The organism is Neisseria sp. P0022.S010, assembly GCF_051956635.1.
In genome coordinates this window covers 1-4,030 of record NZ_JBQCXF010000260.1, presented here as the reverse complement: position 1 = coordinate 4,030, position 4,030 = coordinate 1, and the positions used below count along the sequence as shown (strand labels likewise).

Genomic DNA, 4,030 nt, shown 5'->3' with positions numbered 1-4,030 from the left:
TTGTAAACAATCTGGCCGGTCTAAATAGATATTTTTTTAGGGTAAAACCTCAAAAATCTTTTTAAAAAGAAAGATATTGTCTTATTGAATATTCTGTGCTGAAATTACATGACACTACAAAAAGTAGTGCATAAAAAATAAAACAGACAAAGGAGAAAGCCATGCAATTGTTTTTAGACAATCTCAAAGCCTTTTTCGAAACCATCAGCGGCTGGGTCTGGGGACCTATTATGTTGATGCTGCTGGTCGGTACGGGCATTTTGCTGACCGTGTTGCTGAAAGGCTTGCAGTTCACCATGTTGGGTTATGCGCTGAAACAGGCGTTTGTGCCGTCAAAGAAGCATGAAGACGGCGAAGACCACGAAGGCGATATTTCCCATTTTGCGGCGTTGATGACCGCTCTGTCTGCCACCATCGGCACGGGCAACATCGCCGGTGTGGCGACTGCGGTGGTAACCGGCGGCCCGGGCGCGGTATTTTGGATGTGGATGACCGCCATTTTCGGTATGGCCACCAAATACGGCGAGGGCGTGTTGGCGGTGAAATACCGCGTCACCAATTCCAAAGGCGAAATGTCCGGCGGCCCGATGTATTACATCGAAAAAGGCTTGGGTAAAAACTGGAAATGGATGGCCGTCGCATTTGCGCTGTTCGGCACATTCGCTTCATTCGGTATCGGCAGCTCGGTGCAGTCCAACTCGGTTGCGCAGGCAGTGCAGACCAGCTTTGGTGTTGAACCTGCCTACACCGGCGTGATATTGACCGTATTAACGGCCATCGTGCTTTTGGGCGGCATTAAGGGCATTGCTAAAGCCGCATCCTTTATCGTACCTGCCATGGCAGTGTTTTATGTAGTAGGCGGTATTGCCATTATCGTGATTAATTCCGATGTGCTGATGCCCGCCGTCAAACTGATTTTCTCCGATGCGTTTAGCGCGCAAGCCGTGGCAGGCGGTGCCATCGGTACGGTCATCCGCTACGGCGTGGCGCGCGGCGTGTTCTCCAACGAGGCGGGTATGGGTTCTGCGCCGATTGCCGCCGCCGCCGCGAAAACCGACCACCCCGTCCGTCAGGCTTTGGTTTCCATGACCGGTACTTTTTTGGACACCATCGTTGTCTGCTCGATTACCGGTATCGTGTTGGTCATGGGTCTGCTCGGCGCAGGCGGCGAGTTTGTGAAACCTGAATTGAGCGGCGCGGCGCTGACAACCGTCACTTTCCAAAAAATGCTGCCCGGCATCGGCGGCTGGATTGTCACCATCGGCCTGATTTTCTTTGCTTACTCAACCATTCTCGGCTGGTGTTATTACGGCGAGAAATGCGCGGTTTACGTCTTCGGCGAGAAGTTTGCCGGTTTGTACCGCGTCGGTTATGTTTCTTCCGTCATGCTGGGAACCGTTTTGAGCCTTGATTTGGTGTGGCTGGCTTCGGACACATTTAACGGCTTGATGGCATTGCCCAACCTGATTGCGCTTTTGTTGATGGCGAAAGTCATCGTCAATGAAACGCGCGACTTCAAACAAAAAATCAAAAACGGCGAATTGCCGCATTAATGTCCAAGGCCGTCTGAATCTGAACATTCAGACGGCCCGATGTATATTAAGTCTGTTTTGAAAAAAGTCAGAGGAGGAGAAAAATGAAAGTGCTTGTTTTAGGTGCTGGTGTTGCCGGCGTATCTTCCGCGTGGTATCTGGCGGAGGCAGGACATGAAGTAACGGTCATCGACCGCGCCGAGGGCGTGGCGATGGAAACCAGTTTTGCCAACGCAGGCCAGCTTTCTTACGGCTATACCACGCCGTGGGCTGCACCCGGTATCCCGACCAAAGCGCTGAAATGGCTGTTTAAAAGCCATCCGCCTTTGCTGTTTCGCCCTGACGGCAGCCTGTATCAAATCGAATGGCTGTGGCAAATGCTGCAAAACTGCACGGCAGCGCGCTATCAAATCAATAAAGAGCGCATGGTCAGGATTTCCGAATACAGCCGTGAGATGTTCCGCCGTTTTGAAGCGCAAACCGGCATGAATTTTGAAGGGCGTAAAAAAGGGACGTTGCAGATTTTCCGTCAGGCTAAAGAAGTTGAAGCGGCAGAACAAGACATTGCTGTTTTGGAACGCTACGGCGTGCCGTACCGCCGTTTGAAACCCGAAGAATGCGCAAAATTCGAGCCTGCGCTGGCGCGCGTTACCGCCAAAATTGCCGGCGGCCTGCACCTGCCTGCGGACGCAACCGGCGACTGCCATCTGTTTACCGAAAATCTGTATAAATTGTGTCAGGAAAAGGGCGTACAGTTTCATTTCAACCAAACTATCAGCTGCATCGACCATAACGGGCTGCGCATCAGCGCAGTCGAAACCGAAACAGAACGCTTTGAAGCAGATGCCTTCGTCTGCGCGCTCGGCTGCTTCAGCAGGACGGTTTTGGCGCAGTTAGACCTCAATCTGCCGATTTATCCTGTCAAAGGCTATTCCTTGACCCTGCCGGTCACAAACTCAGACGGCGCGCCGGTTTCCACCGTTTTGGATGAAAGCTACAAAGTCGCCATCACGCGCTTTGACAACAGAATCCGCGTCGGCGGCATGGCGGAATTGTCGGGCTACGAAATCAAACTGCCCGAAAAACGCCGCGAAACCTTGTCTTTGGTCGTCAACGACTTGTTCCCCGAGGGCGGAGATTTGAGCCAGGCATTGTTCTGGAGCGGCCTCAGACCGATGACGCCCGACAGCACGCCGTTAATTGGACGCACCCGCTTTGATAATCTCTTTCTAAATACCGGCCACGGCACTTTGGGCTGGACCATGTCGCTGGGTTCGGCAAAATTAACCGCCGATATCGTGTGCGGCAAAGACACCGAAATCCGCAGCGACGACTTGAGCCTGTCGCGCTATCAGGCTTAAGCTGGAAAGCGATAAGGTTTAGTGGCATTTCAAATTTAAAGGCCGTCTGAAATCTGGAAATCAGGTTTCAAACGGCCTTTTGTTTCAAAATCCATGTATCTAATCAATAAAATAAATAATAACTATTATCATACGCATTAAAAAGTGTTAGTCTGAACCTGTCCCAGCTTTGAGCGCAGGTTTTCTCATGCCCGATTTTTCGATGTCCAATTTGGCCGTTGCCTTTTCCATCACGTTGGCTGCCGGTTTGTTTACCGTATTAGGCAGCGGCTTAGTGATGTTTTCCAAAACGCCCAATCCGCGGGTGTTGTCGTTTGGTTTGGCATTTGCCGGCGGTGCGATGGTGTATGTTTCCCTGACGGAGATTTTCAGTAAATCCAGTGAGGCGTTCGCTGAAATTTATGATAAAGACCACGCGTTTGCGGCGGCGACCATGGCATTTTTGGCCGGTATGGGCGGCATTGCGCTGATTGACCGCCTGGTGCCGAACCCGCATGAAACTTTAGACGCGCAAGACCCGTCGTTTCAAGAAAGCAAACGCCGCCATATCGCGCGAGTCGGCATGATGGCGGCGTTTGCGATTACTGCGCACAATTTCCCCGAAGGCTTGGCGACATTTTTTGCTACCTTGGAAAATCCGGCGGTCGGGATGCCTTTGGCCTTGGCGATTGCCATCCATAATATTCCGGAGGGTATTTCCATCGCCGCGCCGGTTTATTTTGCCACCCGCAGCCGTAAGAAAACGGTATGGGCGTGCCTGCTATCCGGCTTGGCCGAGCCGTTGGGGGCGGCTTTGGGCTATTTGGTTTTGCAGCCGTTTTTGTCGCCTGCCGTGTTTGGTTCGGTGTTCGGCGTGATAGCCGGCGTGATGGTGTTTTTGGCGTTGGACGAGCTGCTGCCGGCCGCCAAACGCTATTCAGACGGTCATGAAACCGTTTACGGCCTGACAACGGGCATGGCGGTGATTGCCGTCAGCCTAGTATTGTTCCGTTTTTAAAACCCGTATGCCGAAGGCCGTCTGAAATGATTCAGACGGCCTTTTTGCGTTATAATCCGCACATCAAAAATAACCTTAATTTCACAAAGTTCCATCATGTTAGACAAATACAATCCAGCCGAAATCGAATCCAAACATTA

The 4,030-nt window shown here is 51.7% G+C and carries 3 protein-coding genes; all 3 read left to right on the top strand.

Going from position 1 to position 4,030, the window contains the following annotated elements:
* Positions 1–161 precede the first annotated feature (161 nt).
* The 3 genes from ACTHUT_RS14865 (at position 162) to zupT (ending at position 3,890) form a co-directional block, all read left to right on the top strand.
* Entirely contained in the window at positions 162–1,553 is a 1,392-nt protein-coding gene (locus tag ACTHUT_RS14865; protein WP_049329304.1) for an alanine/glycine:cation symporter family protein, read from the top strand.
* Positions 1,554–1,636: 83 nt separating this feature from the next.
* Positions 1,637–2,893, top strand: coding sequence for a D-amino acid dehydrogenase (locus ACTHUT_RS14860; RefSeq protein ID WP_250601603.1), 1,257 nt, complete (start codon positions 1,637–1,639; stop codon positions 2,891–2,893).
* Positions 2,894–3,080: 187 nt separating this feature from the next.
* Complete coding sequence (gene zupT / locus ACTHUT_RS14855) at positions 3,081–3,890, top strand: zinc transporter ZupT (RefSeq protein WP_002220178.1); 810 nt, start codon at positions 3,081–3,083, stop codon at positions 3,888–3,890.
* The last annotated feature ends 140 nt before the right edge of the window (positions 3,891–4,030 follow it).